Origin of the sequence: Bradyrhizobium sp. Arg816 (assembly GCF_029989365.1) — a bacterium.
In the GTDB taxonomy this organism is placed as follows: Bacteria; Pseudomonadota; Alphaproteobacteria; order Rhizobiales; family Xanthobacteraceae; genus Bradyrhizobium.
Map to the genome: position 1 here is coordinate 278302 of NZ_JAPRAQ010000009.1, position 15253 is coordinate 293554.

13 protein-coding genes, 1 tRNA gene and 3 pseudogenes are annotated in these 15253 nt (G+C 63.9%); 15 read left to right on the top strand and 2 right to left on the bottom strand.

What is annotated here, in order from left to right; all coding sequences use genetic code 11:
* Positions 1-20: 20 nt before the first annotated feature.
* The 3 genes from serA (at position 21) to OWC48_RS23470 (ending at position 4786) form a co-directional block, all read left to right on the top strand.
* Positions 21-1610, top strand: a complete 1590-nt coding sequence (serA, locus tag OWC48_RS23460) for a phosphoglycerate dehydrogenase (RefSeq protein WP_071909593.1) — start codon at positions 21-23, stop codon at positions 1608-1610.
* A gap of 201 nt (positions 1611-1811) precedes the next feature.
* Entirely contained in the window at positions 1812-2984 is a 1173-nt protein-coding gene (locus OWC48_RS23465; protein WP_282522070.1) for an acetyl-CoA C-acyltransferase, read from the top strand.
* Between the two features lie 272 nt (positions 2985-3256).
* Positions 3257-4786 carry an FAD-dependent monooxygenase gene (locus OWC48_RS23470; protein WP_282522071.1) on the top strand — a complete coding sequence of 510 codons (1530 nt, stop codon included), beginning with the start codon at positions 3257-3259 and terminating at the stop codon, positions 4784-4786.
* Between the two features lie 82 nt (positions 4787-4868).
* Here the strand turns inward: OWC48_RS23470 and OWC48_RS23475 are convergent, their stop codons facing one another.
* Positions 4869-8276: a PAS domain-containing protein gene (locus OWC48_RS23475; RefSeq protein ID WP_282522072.1), complete on the bottom strand. Its 3408-nt coding sequence runs from the start codon at positions 8274-8276 to the stop codon at positions 4869-4871.
* Positions 8277-8485: 209 nt separating this feature from the next.
* Between OWC48_RS23475 and OWC48_RS23480 the strand changes: the two are divergent.
* The 7 genes and pseudogenes from OWC48_RS23480 to OWC48_RS23510 form a co-directional block, all read left to right on the top strand.
* Positions 8486-8863 (top strand): annotated as a pseudogene (locus OWC48_RS23480) (phasin family protein); the annotation flags it as partial.
* A 659-nt stretch (positions 8864-9522) separates the two neighbouring features.
* Positions 9523-9957 (top strand): phasin, encoded by a 435-nt coding sequence (locus tag OWC48_RS23485; protein WP_282522073.1) that lies wholly within the window; start codon positions 9523-9525, stop codon positions 9955-9957.
* 191 nt (positions 9958-10148) lie between these two features.
* Positions 10149-10225: transfer RNA gene (locus OWC48_RS23490), tRNA-His, on the top strand.
* Positions 10226-10351: 126 nt separating this feature from the next.
* A pseudogene (locus OWC48_RS23495) lies at positions 10352-10613 on the top strand (thiaminase II); the annotation flags it as partial.
* Between the two features lie 312 nt (positions 10614-10925).
* Positions 10926-11369, top strand: a complete 444-nt coding sequence (locus OWC48_RS23500) for a hypothetical protein (RefSeq protein ID WP_282522074.1) — start codon at positions 10926-10928, stop codon at positions 11367-11369.
* Positions 11370-11592: 223 nt separating this feature from the next.
* Entirely contained in the window at positions 11593-11895 is a 303-nt protein-coding gene (locus OWC48_RS23505; RefSeq protein WP_282522075.1) for a hypothetical protein, read from the top strand.
* A gap of 1 nt (position 11896) precedes the next feature.
* Entirely contained in the window at positions 11897-12220 is a 324-nt protein-coding gene (locus OWC48_RS23510; RefSeq protein ID WP_045013298.1) for a DUF736 domain-containing protein, read from the top strand.
* 61 nt (positions 12221-12281) lie between these two features.
* On the opposite strand, the gene OWC48_RS23515 is transcribed toward OWC48_RS23510, so the two are convergent.
* Positions 12282-12509, bottom strand: coding sequence for a helix-turn-helix domain-containing protein (locus tag OWC48_RS23515; RefSeq protein ID WP_282522076.1), 228 nt, complete (start codon positions 12507-12509; stop codon positions 12282-12284).
* Positions 12510-12754: 245 nt separating this feature from the next.
* Here OWC48_RS23515 and OWC48_RS23520 point away from each other — a divergent pair, with 245 nt between their 5' ends.
* The 5 genes and pseudogenes from OWC48_RS23520 (at position 12755) to OWC48_RS23540 (ending at position 15236) form a co-directional block, all read left to right on the top strand.
* Positions 12755-12991, top strand: a complete 237-nt coding sequence (locus OWC48_RS23520; RefSeq protein ID WP_282522123.1) for a DUF2285 domain-containing protein — start codon at positions 12755-12757, stop codon at positions 12989-12991.
* Between the two features lie 162 nt (positions 12992-13153).
* Positions 13154-13348, top strand: a complete 195-nt coding sequence (locus OWC48_RS23525) for a transcriptional regulator domain-containing protein (protein ID WP_282522077.1) — start codon at positions 13154-13156, stop codon at positions 13346-13348.
* Between the two features lie 305 nt (positions 13349-13653).
* Positions 13654-13921 (top strand): annotated as a pseudogene (locus OWC48_RS23530) (DUF2285 domain-containing protein).
* 132 nt (positions 13922-14053) lie between these two features.
* A complete protein-coding gene (locus tag OWC48_RS23535) occupies positions 14054-14335 on the top strand; it encodes an AlpA family transcriptional regulator (protein WP_282522078.1) in 282 nt (93 codons plus the stop codon).
* 22 nt (positions 14336-14357) lie between these two features.
* Positions 14358-15236, top strand: coding sequence for a replication initiator protein A (locus OWC48_RS23540; RefSeq protein WP_282522079.1), 879 nt, complete (start codon positions 14358-14360; stop codon positions 15234-15236).
* The last annotated feature ends 17 nt before the right edge of the window (positions 15237-15253 follow it).

Below are 15253 nucleotides of genomic sequence, written 5' to 3' on the forward strand. Positions count from 1 at the left end.
AGGGTGTGAAGGAAGACACCATGACCAAACCCAAAGTTCTCATTTCCGACGCGCTCTCTCCCGCCGCCGTTCAGATCTTCAAGGATCGCGGCGTCGAGGTCGACTTCCAGCCCAACCTCGGCAAGGACAAGGACAAGCTTGCCGAGATCATCGGCAATTACGACGGCCTTGCCATCCGCTCCGCGACCAAGGCGACCGCAAAAATCCTTGAGAAGGCGACCAACCTCAAGGTGATCGGCCGCGCCGGCATCGGCGTCGACAATGTCGAGATTCCCGCCGCCACGGCCAAGGGCATCATCGTGATGAACACGCCGTTCGGCAATTCGATCACGACCGCCGAGCACGCCATCACGCTGATGCTGGCGCTCGCCCGCGAGATCCCGCAGGCCGACGCTTCGACCCAGGCCGGCAAGTGGGAGAAGAACCGCTTCATGGGCGTCGAGATCACCGGCAAGGTGCTCGGTGTCGTCGGCTGCGGCAACATCGGCTCGATCGTCGCCGACCGCGCGCTCGGCCTGCGCATGAAGGTCGTCGCCTTCGATCCGTTCCTGTCGCCGGAGCGCGCCAAGGACATCGGCGTCGAGAAGGTCGAGCTCGACGACCTCTTGAAGCGCGCCGATTTCATCACGCTGCACACGCCGCTCACCGAGAAGACCAAGAACATCATCGACGCATCCGCGATCGCCAAGATGAAGAAGGGCGTGCGCCTGATCAACTGCGCCCGCGGCGGCCTCGTCGACGAGCAGGCGGTGGTCGATGCGCTCAATTCCAAGCACATCGCCGGCGCCGCCTTCGACGTCTTCGTCGAGGAGCCGGCGAACGCGAACGTGCTGTTCGGCCATCCCAACGTGATCTGCACGCCGCATCTCGGCGCCTCCACCACGGAAGCGCAGGAGAACGTCGCGCTCCAGGTCGCCGAGCAGATGTCGGATTACCTGCTCACCGGTGCGATCTCGAACGCCGTCAACTTCCCGTCGATCACGGCGGAAGAAGCGCCGAAGCTGAAGCCGTTCATCTCGCTCGCCGAGAAGCTCGGCTCGTTCGCCGGCCAGCTCACCGAATCCGGCATCCTCAAGGTGCAGATCACCTATGAGGGCCACGTCGCCGAGATGAAGATCAAGGCGATCACCTCGGCCGTGCTGTCGGGCCTGCTGCGGCCGATGCTGGGCGAGGTCAACGTGGTATCCGCCCCTGTCGTCGCCAAGGAGCGCGGCATGGTGGTGGACGAGATCGTGCGCGCCGCCCAGAGCGACTACGAGAGCCTGATTACCGTCACGGTGGCGACGGAGCGCCAGGAGCGCTCGGTCTCCGGCACCGTGTATCATGACGGCAAGCCGCGCCTCGTCGACGTCAAGGGCATCCGCGTCGACGCCGAGTTCGGCAAGTCGATGATCTACGTGACCAACGAGGACAAGCCGGGCTTCATCGGCAAGTTCGCGAGCCTGCTGGGTGACGCCAAGATCAACATCGCGACCTTCCATCTCGGCCGCGTCGCGCCGGGCTCCGATGCCATCGCGCTGATCGAGGTCGACGGCGTCGTGCCGCCCGAACTGCTCGCCAAGGTGCAGGCCCTGCCGCAGGTCAAGCAGGTCAAGGCACTGACGTTCTGAGGCGCTCGCGCGCCACGGAATGACGGTCGTCATATATTCCGACCTGCGGAACAACCACGCCGCCCTCCCGAGAGGGCGGCGTTTTTGTTGATGCAGCGGCCCGCTTTATTTCTCCCAAGCCAGCCGAACTTTGTGTACCAATGGCGCCGAGAAGACTTCGACCGACGCTCCGTTCAAAATCGTTCGAAAAGGGAGAAGACAATGCGTGAAGCCGTCATCGTTTCCTATGCACGCACGGGCCTCGCCAAGTCCGGCCGCGGCGGGTTCAACATCACGCCGCCGATGTCGCTCGCGGCCCACGCCATCCAGCACGCGGTCGACCGCGCCGGCGTCGAGAAGGACTATGTCGAGGATTGCTATCTCGGCAATTGCGCCCATGGCGCGCCGAACATCGGCCGTCAGGCCGCGCTGCTCGCCGGCCTGCCGACGACCACGGCCGGCGTTTCCGTGAACCGCTTCTGCTCCTCGGGCCTGCAGACCATCGCGATGGCCGCGAACTCGATCCGCTCCGACGGCGCCGACTGCATCGTTGCCGGCGGCGTAGAGAGCATCTCGATCCCGGGCGGCGGCTCGCCGAAGGAATCGATCGATCCGGAGCTGCTCAAGGTCGCGCCCGATATCTTCATGGCGATGATCGACACCGCCGACATCGTCGCCGAGCGCTACAAGCTCAGCCGCGAATACCAGGACGAGTTCTCGCTGGAATCGCAGCGCCGCATGGCCGCGGCCCAGCAGGCGAACAAGTTCAAGGACGAGATCGTCCCGATGAAGACCAAAATGAAGGTCGTCGACAAGGCGACCAAGGCGGAGTCGATCGTCGACTACGTCGTCGATCGCGACGAGTGCAATCGTCCCGAGACCACGCTGGAAGGCCTCGCCAAGCTCGAGCCAGTGAAGGGCCCCGGCAAGTTCGTCACCGCCGGCAATGCCAGCCAGCTCTCCGACGGCGCCGCCGCCGTGGTGCTGATGGAAGCCAAGGATGCCGAGAAGCGCGGCCTCAAGCCGCTCGGCCGGTTCGTCGCCTGGGCAACGGCCGGCTGCGAGCCGGACGAGATGGGCATCGGCCCGGTGTTCGCGATCCCGAAGCTGCTGAAGCGCACCGGCCTGAAGATCGACGATATCGATCTGTGGGAGCTCAACGAGGCCTTCGCCAGCCAGTGCCTCTACTCGCGCGACAAACTCGGCATCGATCCCGCCAAGTACAACGTCAACGGCGGCTCGATCGCGATCGGTCACCCCTTCGGCATGACCGGCGCGCGTCTCACCGGCCACCTCCTCCAGGAAGGTGCGCGCCGCAAGGCCAAGTGGGGCGTCGTGACCATGTGTATCGGCGGCGGCCAGGGCGGCGCCGGCTTGTTCGAGATCTACAGCTGATCCAATTCGCTGGAAGACGAAAGGCACGGCGCCGCGAGCGCCGTGCCTTTTTCGTTGCGGACCGATCGCCACGAAACTATAAGCCTCGTGTCGGAAAAGGCAGATTTGGTCTGGTAAGCCCAAATCCTTTCGGTAACGAAAGCTCTGGTCTTTGGCCTTGTGCACGAGATCCCCGCGACGAACATCGGACGCTCAGGCGTCCCATCGTTCGTCCGTGTGATTCTCGAAGCCCAGGGAACGCTCCGGTCGAACATCGACCACAGGAGCGTCTCATGCACGATCAATCCTCACTTCCATACGACGTCGTCATTGCCGGTGCCGGTCCCGTCGGCCTGTTTCTCGCGTGCGAGCTGCGGCTCGCGGGTCTCCACGTTCTGGTACTGGAGCAAGCGCGGGACCCGCATTCGGCCCTGAAACAACTCCCGTTTGGCCTGCGCGGCCTCTCGGTCCCGACACTCGAGGCCTTCCACCGGCGTGACTTGCTGGAGGGTCTCGTCGCCGCGCAGCAACGTGCGTCAGGCGCAATCAAGTCTGCTGCGCACTGGATGCAGCAGGCGCGACGGCCCGCAGGTCATTTCGCCGGCATTCAGTTCTATCAGGACAACATTGATGTCGCGAAGTGGCCCTGGCGCCTGCCGACGCCGGCCGATGCCAATTTCGCCGTCGATATGGAAACGCTCGAATCCGTTCTGGCCGCGCGCGCATGCAGCATAGGCGTCGATATCAGGCGCGGGTTTGGCGTCAATGCCATCATCGCTTCAGACAATGAAGTAAGTGTCGAGGCGGCCGGCGAGAGTTTCCGCGGACGCTGGCTGGTCGGTTGCGACGGCGGTCGCAGCACGGTGCGCAAGCTGAGTGGATTTGACTTCGTCGGCACTGATCCGGAGTTCACCGGCTATTCCGTCGAGATCGAGCTGGCCGATCCGGAAAAGCTCCGACCGGGCCGCAACTACACGCCCACGGGCATGTATACCTTTGCGCAGCCCGGGACGATCGCGATGGTCGATTTCGACGGCGGTGCGTTCCACCGCGCCGAGCCGATCACGCGCGAGCATGTGCAGAGCGTCTTGCGCAATGTCTCCGGCACGGACGTCACCATCAATGCTCTCCGGCTTGCCGCGACGTGGACGGATCGGGCGCATCAGGCAACGACATATCGCAAAGGGCGTGTGTGTCTCGCAGGCGACGCCGCCCACATCCATTCGCCGCTGAGCGGCCAAGGCCTCAATCTCGGTCTTGGCGACGCGATGAATCTGGGCTGGAAGCTGGCTGCGACGATCCGCAGGCGAGCGCCGGCCGATCTCCTCGACACCTATTCGCGCGAGCGGCATCCTGTCGGTGCGCAAATCCTCGACTGGTCGCGCGCGCAGGTCGCAATCATGCGGCCGACGCCGAGCGCCCGCGCACTTCAGGCCATCATTCGCGATCTCGTCGAGACCCGCGACGGTGCGACCTATTTCGCCGAGCGCGTGCGCGGCGTGTCGCTCCGCTACGATCTCGGCAATGGTCATCCGCTCGTGGGCCGCAGTGTCCCCGATTTCAAACTGGCTGACGGGACGACGGTGGGCGAGCTGCTCAGGACCGCGAAAGGGCTGTTGCTGGACTTCAGCGCTCATGCATCGCTCCGAGCGCTTGCAAGTCGCTGGGGTGACCGGATCACCTATGTCGCCGGTGAGGCCAGGGATCGGCTGGGTCTCAGCGCTGTGCTGGTGCGTCCCGATGGCATCGTCGCTTGGGCCAGTGACGGGGCAGGCGACGTTGAAGAAGCCGCTCGAGCCGCGGCGCGATGGTTCGGCGACTAAGCGCGCGCTGTCCGCCTCGTCATTGCGGAGCAGGCGGATGGACCGCCCGAGCGGGAGAATTCCCGATCGCTCGCCGTGAGTGCTACGCCCCCACCACCACCGGCGCGAACACCACCTCGATCAGCGTGCCGGAATTGGCCGCGCTCTTGATGTTGAACTGGGCGCGGTTGGCTTCGACCAGGGCCTTGGTCAATGACAGGCTCAGCGCCGAACTGTCCGCGGCATCGCCGGGCGGGGGCGTGCGGAACGGCTCCATCGCGGCGGCGAGCTCGCGCTCGCTCAGGCCGTGGCCGGTGTCGCGGATGCGCAGGGCAATCTCGCCGCGGTCGGTGAGCGCGGTCGAGACGATGACCTGGCCGCCGGCGCTGGCGAGCCGGATCGAGTTCGAGATCAGATTCACAGTGATCTGCCGCATCGCGCGCGCGTCCACGCTCACCTGCGGCAACGCATGCCCGAGCGAGGTGCGGATGATGATGCGCTCGCGGTTGGCCTGCGGCTGCATCACCGTGACGCAGGCTTCGACGAGATCGTTGAGGTTGAGGTTGGCGAAATTGAGATCGAGCTTGCCGGTCTCGATCCGTGACAGCTCCAGCAGGTCGTCGATGATGGTGATGACGCGCTCGCCGGAGGCGCGGATGTCCTTCATGTATTCGCCGTAGCGCTCGTTGCCGAGCGTGCCGAAGCGCTCGGAGATCATCACCTCGGCGAAGCCGATGATGGCGTTGAGCGGCGTGCGGATCTCGTGGCTGATCCGCGCCAGCATGTCGGCCTTGGCATTCGCCGCGCCGTCGGCGAGACGGCGGGCGTTCTTGAGCTCGCTCTCGCCCTTCTTGCTCTGCGAGAGGTCGCGGAACACGGCGAAGAAGTTCGGGCCGTCGGGCCTGGTGCGGCCCATGATCATGGCGAGCGGAATCACGCCGCCCTTCTTCTCGCGTCCCAGCACCTCGCGGCCGTGGTCGAGCAGGCTCGCGATGTCCTGGCTCTTGAGGCTTTCGAGATAGTCGACCACGATTTGCTGGCTCTCCGGCGCGAACAGCGTCGCCAGGTTCCGTTGCATCAGCGCTTCGCCGTCATAGCCGAACAGCGCTTCCGCGCTGCGGTTGCAGGCGTGGATGTTGCCTTCGGCATCGAACATCACGATGCCCTCGGCGGTGGTGTCGAGGATCGCGGCGAGATCCTCGGCGTCGGCATCGCCGGCCTCGGGCTCGAGCTCAGGCGCGTAGGGGAAGGATTCTGCGACGACGACAGGCGGCGCGACGATGGGCGCAGCAACGACTGTTGCCGCTTGCGGCAGCGCGCAGATCAGCGCATGTGCGCTCGCGCCGTCCCAGTCGATCGTATGCAGATGCGCTTCAGTGGTCGGAAGCGGCTCTTGGCCGTTGGCGAGCGTCGCGCTGATCGTCACCGGCGTGCCGGCTTGCGACGTGCTGCTGGCCGACGACACGCCCGGTTCGACATAGAGCGCATCGAGCCCGCCGGCATCCTCCAGCGCGCCCAGGCTGGAATAGCCCATGCGCGCGAGGAAGGCGGGGTTGGCGTAGAGCAGCCGGTCGAGCCGGTAGATCAGCATGCCCGTCGGCACGAGGTCGAGCAGCGCGCGGTCGCGCACGCTGTGGCCCTGCGCAGGCGGCGCGGGTTCGGTCAGCCATTCGGCCATCGCGAGAGGCGCCTCAGGCTCCGGCATCGGAGGTTCGGGCGCACTCTCCGCGGCCGGCGGCTCGGAGGTGCCAGCTGCGATCGTCTCGCGTTCGCGGTCGAGGCGCTCGGACAATTGCCGGGCAAGCTCGTTGAACGCGCTGTTCTCGACCGGAGTCAGCGTCGGCGATCTCTGATCACTGGGTGATCTGACATCGCCGGGCGGGCGGAACGGCACGACATTGGGAGGCGTTTCCACGGATGTTTCCGGATCGGTTGGATGTGAATTCGCGTCGGCTACGGGTTCGGGCAGTTCGGGTTCAGGTGTCGGCTCAGGCTTAGGCTCGGGTGCGGGCGGCTCGCTCGGCGGAGGCGGTGCCTCCGCCACGGGCTCCGGCTCGGGCTCGACGACGTCGGCGGAGAGGCCGTGCTGTGCGGGCGGCGCGGCGAACTGCTCAAAGCGCCTGAGCGCATCGAGCCGGTTCAGCCCGTCGAGATCGCGGCAGACGCCAAAACCCCTGAAGCCCGCGAAATTGCGCTCGCGGTCGTAGACCGGCAGGCCCGCGAGTTCGACCGGCAGATGCTCGCCGCCATCGGCCGGCCAGTTCACGGTGATCCCGGCCCAGGTGTCGTGGCTTGCAAGCGCCTGCGCGACGCGGCCATCGGGATCGAGCGCAAATTCGTCGGCGATCTCGCGCCAGGGGCGGCCGAAGCCGGCGGCGGTGTGCGGGCCGATCAGGCGGATGAAGTCGCTGGTTGCGAGCACAAAGCGCCCCTGCGGATCCATCTGCCACAGGAAGCGCAGCGGATGCTGACGCGGTGCGGACGGCTCCGCTGATTGCGGTTCGACCATGGGTGAGCTGATCGGCGCGGCCTGCGGCGACACAATGGCCTCTCGCGGGTTTTCAACCGGAGTTTTGGGCGCGGCTTCGACCGCTTCGCCGGTCGTGTCCTGGACAGGTTCGCTCGCGGCGTGCGCGTCCGCGATCGTCTCTGATGGCGGGGTGGTCTCGGTCGGAGCCGGCGTTTCGACCGGCTCGGTGAAGGCGTCGAACAGTGCGATTTCGGATGCAGCCGCGTTCGACTGCGCAGGCTGCGCTTGGTCGGGCATCGCGGCCGCAGCGACCGGCCGCGGAGCGTCAGGCGCGGGCTGAACGGCTTGTTCGCGCGCGCTGTTCTCTTCGATATCGGGTGCCGCCGGCCGCGCGGCCGGCTCGATCAGCGCGACCAGACCGACATCGGCGCCGACGCCGACCCGTTGCAGCACCATCTGGCCGATGCCGATCGGCGTCTCGGCGCGGCCTTTCGCCAGCGCATCGCTGCGGGCCTGGTCGAGGCCGGCATCGCCGAGATCGCGGAAGCCGAGCAGGGAGCGGGCGGCTTCGCTGGCGCCGACGAACAGGCCGTCGGGCGCGAACGCCGCCATCGGCACCCTGGCGCCCTCGACGAGACGATGCAGGCGTTCGACCAGCGGCATCGAGCGCAGCGTCGGATCCATCGCGGTGACGAGCACGCCGGAGCTGCCATCGGCGAAGTCGAGACGGGCGCAGGCGCAGGTCATCAGCATGCCCAGGCGGGCGCCGAAGCCGTGCAGCCGTTCCAGCCTGATCGCGCCGTTCGGCGACAATCGGCGCGCGAGCCGGGCGACCTGGCGGCGATGGCCGTCCGCCGGGCCGAAGGTTTTGTCCGCGAGTGCTGTGGCATGGGCCGCGCCAAACAGCCTTGCGCCGACCGGATTGGCCCAGAGCACGCGCGTGCCGTCGATCGACCAGAGCCAGGCGGGCAGCGGAGAGGTCGCGTGCACGGCCAGCCGGGGATCGCCCACGCCTCGCAACTGGAAATCCGAACTATTCATCCAACCGGCTTGCTTCTCGTCACGCATCTCGTGGGGCGGCTGCCGGGGAATGACAGCCTTAAGAAAGGGTTACTATCGCGCGCGGGCGCGGGCAGGTCCACGGCCCGGTCTACAGGTAGCAGCCTAAAGCCGCGATAACCTTAATCCAGATGAACCCGCAAGACCGTGGAGGCGTTGAATCCGCAGGATTCGCGACAGGAGTGGCAGCCATGACCGATCAGGCACATAAGCGTTTCGAGCTACCGCCGGCGATGCGGTCCATGGCGGAATCCAGCTTCCAGCAGGCGCGCGAGGCATTCGAGAAGCTTCTCGCCAACGCCGAAACTGCCGCCGGCTCGCTCGAGGAGCGGCGCGCGAGCATGCGCGCCGGCGCCAAGGACGTCGGCGCCAGGGCGATCGCCTTTGCCGAAACCAATGTGCAGGCCTCGCTCGACTACGCCCAGTCGCTGGTTCACGCCAAGGACCTCTCCGAGGTGATGCGGCTGTACAGCGAATATGTGCAGGCCCAGATGCGGACGCTGGCCGAACAGGCCAGCGAAATGGGCCAGATCGTCAGCCGCGCCGCGATGGATGCGACCAGGCCCCAGCCCGAGCCTAAGCCCGAGCCCGAGACCAAGCCCGAGGCCAAGCCCGAGCCCAAGTCCGAACCCACGTTCGAGGCCAAGTCCGAGCCCGAACCCGAGCCTAAGCCCGAGCCCAAGTCCGAGACCAAGTCCGAGACCAAGCCCGAACCCACGTTCGAGGCCAAGTCCGAGCCCAAGCCCGAGCTCGAGCCCGAGCCCGAGCCCGAATCCAAGCCCAAGCCCAAGTCGAAGCCCAAATCCAAGCCCAAGTCCAAGCACTAGCGCCCCGCCGCGGATGTCATTCCGGGGCGCGACGAAGTCGCGAGTGATGATGCGCAATTGCGCATTTGGGAAACCATTTGCCCACGGACTCTGCGGCCCGATGGATTCCGGGCTCCTGCGCATGAAATGTCGGAGGCGATATCCCGCTTGAGGCACTGAGATACCTCAACCATGGGTTCCCCTGGTGAGGAACCTCATCCTGACCGCGATTAAATTTCGCGCCGCAGCCCGGATCACGTTTGCGTTGCACAATGTTGACATCTTGGGCAGCGATAGTGATGGGCGCTGGGCGAGCCATCTTTTTGTATCGCGTTCCAGTCTTCGTTCCCGCTGAATTTGAGGCCTAGGTCGGGGCCGGCGGGAAGGCTCACTCCATTTTTTCATTAGCGTGAGGGACTACCATGACAGCTGCGACTGATCCGTTTTCTGCCTCGATCATTCCGTTCGAGGTCCCCGAGCAGATGCGTGCGTTCGCCGAAAAGGGCGTGTCGCAGGCCCGCGAGAGCTACGCCAAGTTCAAGGACGCGGCCGAGACCCACAACGGCACCGTCGAGGCCGTGTTCACCTCCGCCAACAAGGGCGCGAGCGAGTACACCGCCAAGCTGGTGGAGTTCATGAAGGCCAACACTAGCGCCCAGCTGGACTTCGCCCAGCAGCTGTTCGGCCTCAAGTCGCCGGCGGAAGCGCTGGAGCTGTGGACCGGCCACACCCGCACCCAGCTGGAGACCTTCCAGTCCCAGGCCAAGGAGCTGGTCGAGCTCGCCCAGCGCGTCGCCGCCGAGACTGCCGAGCCGATCAAGGCCTCTGCCTCGAAGCTCTACAAGCCCGCCGCCTGATCAGGCCGGGTCGTTCAAGTTAAGAAACCCGGGCCTAGAGCCCGGGTTTTGCTTTGGAAATAACCTCGTCGGAAGCGCGATTCTCGGGTTTTGCGGCCTTGCCAAAAACGCCCGTTGCACCTAGTTTCCGCCCCGTCCAGCCCCCCTTAGGTCGACGGCCCGTCCAGGCGCCCAAGGCGGCTCGCAAGGATGCAGTTGTAGCTCAGTTGGTTAGAGCGCCTGTCTGTGGAACAGGAGGTCGGTGGTTCGAGCCCACCCAACTGTACCAGCGAAATCAATAGTTTACTCTAGCCTTCGCGCGAAGGCAGCGGCTGCTAGCTACCATCTAGCTACCGCGGCGACGGAAACGCGGTCTGGTGCTGGAAAAAGTAACCAGTAACGGTGATCGTGAGTTCTAAAGACAGGAGCATCCGCTGAGTGGCGGGCCCCTACCGAGCATCTCTTCAAGAACGGATTGGCAGACGGCTCGCTCCCCGAAGCGGCGTTTCGTCAATATCTCGTTCACGACTACTTGTTCCTCGTGGAGTTTGCTCGCGCCTACGCGTTCTCCGTCTACAAGTCGCCCAAACTTGCCGACATGCGTGAAGCATGCGGCCGGCCGTTCGGCCATCCTTGATATCGAGATGAACCTGCATGTTAAGCTTTGTGCCGGTTGGGTCTATCCCTAGCTGTGCCCGCCGTTGTGGCGGTCGTCGCGAACAACGCCTCCCTCCCGCGCTGTCTTCGGCGTTAAGTCTGTGAGATTGTTCTGAAGCTGAAAGACGGCAAGATCACCGAGGAAATCGGGACGACGGCGTCACCGCGCTGCAGCAACTCGGGCTGATCAAGCTTGCCGCTTAGCTACGACAAGCGAATAGCCGGCCTTCCTGATTGCTGTCTCGAAGGCCAGCAATGGCGACACGTCAGTGCCATCGTTCAATGCCGGTCTCTATCGCACCAGCGATCGGGCTCTCCTACATTGCTTGTTCATGCCTGAAACCTTCTGCTGGGCAGTATTCGCGCTCGCGATTCACGCATTGCCGTTCTTCGTCGGCACGACCGTGGGGATCTATTTATTTCAAGCCGGAGCAGGTCCGGTCGGTGCCATCGTCGTTGGCTTCGTTACGGCCGGTTTCACATTCGTGATCGGACGGTACGCCTTCTCCGCCGCGTGCTCTCCGATCGTGCGCCTGGTCATTGGGTTACTATTCGCGGTTCCGGCTGCACGCGTCGGCTATGGTGTGACCCTTGCCCTTGGACACCTCGGTATTCCCGAGGGATCGTGGCAGGAGTCTTTCGCCATGCTTGGGGCCATCGCAGTCGGGGGAATCGCTTGGGCAAACGTGTCGATGCAGACCGGCTCCTCTGTCAGAGATGGCGTTGTACTCAGCCCTATCCATCCACCGAATGGGATGACGACCGCGGGCGGGTGACGTTGCGTGTCTGCTCTATCTTGGTTGGTATGACGCGGATACAGGGCGACCTTGCTGATCGCGACATCGCGATCCTCTCTCACGCTTCGATTGAGCCGGGTGATCTCGTCGGCAGACTGCTCCCGCGGTTGCTGGCGGGTACGCTGGATTCTGTCGGTTCGGAGCACGGGTCGCCTTTATGTACGCCAGGTTTCCTTTTCCTTCGCCGGGAATGTGGGGCTTCTTGTTTGAACCGATCGTTCGCTGGCACGTCTCCAAGATGCTGTTCAGCGCACGCGAGCACCTGGCCTCTCATTGGCTTGATCTGGCCGAAGGCCGGCTACGCCTCGATCGCCTGAACCGCAACGGCGGCGGGGAGACTTTCTTCCCCTGGGCTTCGCCCATTCCTCGCGAGGCAAGAAAGTCTCCCCGCAGCCATCCTCCGCTGCGCTGCGGCCCAAACGGGTGCGGCGTCGATCGCCTTCGGCTTTCAGATCGCCATCGAGGCCGCGGTGGTCGCGGGCTCGGAAACAGCAAGGAGAAGTGACATGGCTAACATCGGTTCATTCAAGAAGTCCGGCCAGGAATTCCAAGGCGAGATCGTCACCCTGAGCCTCCAGACCAAGGGCGTCCGCATCGTCCCCGAGACCGACCGGACCAACGACAACGCCCCAAGCCACCGGGTCTACGTCGGTCGCGCCGAGATCGGGGCCGCCTGGTCGAAGCGCTCCAACGAGGGCCGCGATTATCTCTCGGTCAAGCTGGACGATCCGAGCTTCAACGCTCCGATCTACGCCAATCTCTTCGACGACGAAGACGCCGAGACCTACACCCTGATCTGGTCCCGCAGCCGCAAGCCCAACGGCGACTGACCGGACCGAGTGCAGCGCCCCGCTCATCCGGCGGGGCGCTCTACGGCCGCCTTCAAGCAGCCTACGATTTGCTCCCCCGCCCAGCTCGCTTGAGCAGGTCTCCCGGATCCGCTCCCAATGCTTCGGCAATTTGGCCGAGCACGGTGACGCTTGCCGATACATCGCCGCGTTCGATGGCGCCGACGTACCGGGCGCTCAAGCCCGCGCGGTCGGCCAGCACCTCTTGCGTCATTTTTAGATCGTGGCGTTTCCGACGCAGGTTCACTGCCATAATCTCTTTGAGATCCATAGCGACAGGGGAACCTGAACCGGAACGATCGTTCTAGGAACGATCGTTCCTATTCGTCATCAGATATGCTATTCCATGTGACGTCGAGCACCGCCCTTCAAGTGCTTGCCGCTTGCAATCCGGAGCCGCCAAGCAAGGTGACTGTCTTTGTCGGAGGATTTCTGAAAGAGGAGCAGTGTTGCCAAGGCGGGCTAGTTTGCGGCCGTACTATGGCGTAAACTTTCTTGCCTTCTCAAAACGGAAATGTGCAAAAACCACCATTAGACCCAGACGTGGCCGACAGTGCCGCGGACGATAAGACGCTGGCGCTCTATGACGAGCAGCACGTCGTCACGTACACGCGTCTTTTGCAGGCGGAGAGCGAGGGGGCGGACTGGCGAGAGGTCGCGCGAAAAGTCTTGAACGCATACGACAGCCATGTGGTGCGCGCGAAATGGGTTACTGAAGAGGGACGTCTGTTGCGTGGTGCGGGCTCAAACTAGAAGATTTCACTGACCAAATGTCCGTCGAGAGTACATTTTTCTTCGACGCGATGGGGTCATCCCGGAGCACCACCCGGTGCCAAAGTAGGGGCTTCCTACAACCCAATCGTTCAGAATTATTGCGCCGCAATCCTCGTTAGCTGTGCGAAAGGTGCGGACGCAATGCCTGCATTCGATTGGCGGTCGCCGGAGTCTTACAAGAGCCCACAAGAAGCTGACATCACCGACATCGCGTGGGAACGTTTGCGTCGCAATGCCGACTACCAACGCGACTACCAAGCGACGATCGCCAACAGTCCAGACGGACAAGTAACCGCGGAATTCAGGAGGAGGTGGGGTATCTGCTTTCGCGCATGACCCTCACGGGTCCTGCGGTGAGCAGACCATCTTTTGGGTGCCTGAGGTATACGACTATCGTTCCAGTCGCAGCAGCCTCGTCGCCCGTACATGGTGGCGACGAATCTCGACCACTGCTCAACCTTGCAGTTGGTCAACTGCGAAGCGCCTCCGATGGATGGCATGTCATCCTGCGTGTTGGCGCGATTGAGCATCGCGTCTGGCTGAAGGAACCGCCAGCGCTCGGCGCGAGCTATGGCGCGGAGTTGCCGTTTGACGGCGATTTCGATGCACGCGCGTGGGCTGCCCGGCGGCTGTGGCGCGCAATGAATGGGCGCACGCCAGGGCCCGCCTTTCATGAGCTATCTAGACAGCGGCGCGAGCGGCTAAGCGTCGCTATTCGCGCACTCGATGCTCGCGCCACCGGCAGCACCTACCGTGCAATCGCCGAAGTATCATGCGGCAAGACGCGTATCCCCGATCGCGCCTGGAAACGACCTCCGCAATCGAACCATCCGTCTCGCGCAAAGCGGCCTCGCATTGATGCGCGGCGGCTATCGCGAATTGCTGCGTCCCAAGCGCAAGGACAAATAGCACCTTCAGCGGGGGTATCGAAAACATACCCCGCAATCATCGGCATCCCCCTTCGCGGTCCTTCTCCGCGATCGTGACCGTCGACGCGCCGCCGCTCGCGCTGGCGCTCCAGATGGTCACGGAGCCTTTCAAATGCCCGATCCGAACGCCGGCTTGCCGCCGCGATACCTGCGCACGCCCGAAGCCGCGCGATTTCTCGGTCTTTCCGGCCGCACCCTGGAAAAACACCGCACATACGGCACAGGACCGACCTATCGGAAGATCGGCGGTCGCGTCGTCTATGCTGTGGACGATCTGAAGGCTTGGGCTGATCTCGGCGCCAAGACATCGACGTCTGATCCGGGCAAGGGGACGGTTCTGCCAGCCAAGAAGCATGCGAACCTGCGCCCGTATGCGGGCCAGGAACGCCGCTGATTGCCAGAAGAGGGCACTAGCGATGCGGCGAAAACTCCCATCCGAACGCGATCAACCTGAACTGTTTCGGGCGCTACCTGGCGATCTCGCGCCACGCGATGCGCAGGACCTGATGGCCTATCCGTTCTTTTCGCTCGCAAAGACCAAGCGCATTGTACCAATCGATTTTCGTGCGGGCGCAATCTCCATTCGCGTCGAGGCCGTGCCGGAGCACGGCATGGCAACCATCTGGCATGCGGATGTCCTGATCTGGGCCGCGTCGCAAATCGTCGAGGCTCGGGATGCGGGTTTGAAGACCTCACGCCTGATGGCTGCAACTCCTTACGAGATTCTGACGTTCGTTGGCCGTGGCACCAGTGTGCGCGATTATGATCGCCTTAAGGCCGGTCTCGACAGGTTACAGTCAACGACCGTACCGTCGATCCGCCAGCCGGCAGAACGGCGGCGCCATCGATTCTCCTGGATCAACGAATGGAAAGAGACGGCAGAAGCAAATGGACGTCCGCTCGGGCTCGAACTGATTCTGCCGGATTGGTTCTACGCAGGCGTGATCGATGATGCTCTCGTGCTCACCATCGATCGCGCGTATTTCGACCTGACGGGCGGACTTGAGCGCTGGCTTTATCGTCTGGTGCGCAAGCATGGTGGCAGGCAGGAGGGTGGCTGGAGTTTCGATCTTGTGCATCTCCATGCCAAGTCTGGCAGCCTCTCGCCGCTCAAGCATTTTGCATACGACGTGCGCCAGATCGTCCAGCGGCAGACATTGCCCGGCTACCGACTTGTGTTCACGCGTGACCTGAAGGGCGCCGAGCGATTGAACTTCGCACCCGCGTTCGTCGATCCATTATCCGACAGGGTCCGCAGGCGCGGCCTCATTCCAAAGCCGGGAGATAACCTGTGAATCAGCTCGTGCTATCG

Bases quoted from the DNA above. Each gene is read 5' to 3' on its own strand.
- OWC48_RS23485 (WP_282522073.1), top strand. From the start codon at position 9,523: ATGACAGCTGCGACTGATCCGTTTTCTGCCTCGATCATTCCGTTCGAG.
- OWC48_RS23470 (WP_282522071.1), top strand. From the start codon at position 3,257: ATGCACGATCAATCCTCACTTCCATACGACGTCGTCATTGCCGGTGCC.
- OWC48_RS23515 (WP_282522076.1), bottom strand. From the start codon at position 12,509: ATGGATCTCAAAGAGATTATGGCAGTGAACCTGCGTCGGAAACGCCAC.
- OWC48_RS23535 (WP_282522078.1), top strand. From the start codon at position 14,054: ATGCCCGATCCGAACGCCGGCTTGCCGCCGCGATACCTGCGCACGCCC.
- OWC48_RS23525 (WP_282522077.1), top strand. From the start codon at position 13,154: ATGCCTGCATTCGATTGGCGGTCGCCGGAGTCTTACAAGAGCCCACAA.
- OWC48_RS23510 (WP_045013298.1), top strand. From the start codon at position 11,897: ATGGCTAACATCGGTTCATTCAAGAAGTCCGGCCAGGAATTCCAAGGC.
- OWC48_RS23500 (WP_282522074.1), top strand. From the start codon at position 10,926: ATGCCTGAAACCTTCTGCTGGGCAGTATTCGCGCTCGCGATTCACGCA.
- serA (WP_071909593.1), top strand. From the start codon at position 21: ATGACCAAACCCAAAGTTCTCATTTCCGACGCGCTCTCTCCCGCCGCC.
- OWC48_RS23465 (WP_282522070.1), top strand. From the start codon at position 1,812: ATGCGTGAAGCCGTCATCGTTTCCTATGCACGCACGGGCCTCGCCAAG.
- OWC48_RS23540 (WP_282522079.1), top strand. From the start codon at position 14,358: ATGCGGCGAAAACTCCCATCCGAACGCGATCAACCTGAACTGTTTCGG.
- OWC48_RS23475 (WP_282522072.1), bottom strand. From the start codon at position 8,276: ATGAATAGTTCGGATTTCCAGTTGCGAGGCGTGGGCGATCCCCGGCTG.